The 951-nt window shown below is 70.7% G+C and carries 1 protein-coding gene; it reads left to right on the forward strand.

The window, feature by feature from the left end; genetic code table 11:
* Positions 1-844: Vgb family protein (locus tag AC1DYI_RS36870; RefSeq protein WP_477209029.1), on the forward strand; the 844-nt coding region annotated here is incomplete at its 5' end.
* Positions 845-951: the final 107 nt, after the last annotated feature.

Consider the following 951-nt stretch of genomic DNA (forward strand, 5'->3'; position numbering starts at 1 on the left):
CGTGGCGCCGGCGCCCGATGGCGGCGTCTGGTTCACCGCCCAACGCAGCGGCCACCTCGGCTGGTTCGACCCGAAAAGCGGCCGCGTCGAGCTGGTGGCACTTGGCCGCAACTCGGCACCGCACGGCGTGATCCAGGGGCCGGACAAGGCGGCGTGGATCACCGACGGCGGCCAGGGCGCGATCGTGCGTGTCGGCTGGCCGGACCGCGACGTGCGCCGTTTCCCGCTGCCCGCCGGCACGCCCTACGCCAACCTGAACACCTGCGCCTTCGACGGCGACGGCGTGCTGTGGTTCACCGGCCAGAGCGGCGTGGTCGGCCGGCTCGACGTGGCGCGCGGCGACATCCGTGTGAAAGACGCGCCCCGCGGCCGCGGGCCGTATGGCATCTGCGCGACGCCCGCGGGCGACATCTGGTGGTGTTCGCTGGCCGGCTCATTCATCGCGCGCATCGACCGCCAGAACGGCGAGTCGACGGTCTTCGAGCCGCCCACCAAAGACCAAGGCGCGCGCCGTGTGTGGAGCGACAGCCGCGGCCGGATCTGGGTCAGTGAATGGAACAGCGGCCAACTCTCGGTGCACGACCCGAAGGACAAGAGCTGGCGCCAATGGAAGCTGCCCGGCGATGCCCCGCGCACCTACGCCGTCTATGTCGACGGACGCGACCAGGTCTGGGTCAGCGATTTCGGCGGCAACGCGGTGCTGCGCTTCGACCCGGCCAGCGAACAGTTCGAGCGCTTTCCCATGCCTCGCGAGGCCGCGAGCGTGCGCCAGATCCTCGGCCGACCGGGCGAGGTGTGGCTGTCCGAGAGCGGCACCGAGCACATCTCGGTGATCCGCAGCTGATCTGTCTTCAGGCGGACGACGTGCCGCGGAGCCACTCGGCCCAGAACTCGATGCAGGCCCGGATCTTCGGCAACCGCTGGCGTGCGCTGGCCATCACCGCGTAGATC

The sequence above is a fragment of the Ideonella sp. P3_A4 genome (assembly GCF_056403075.1).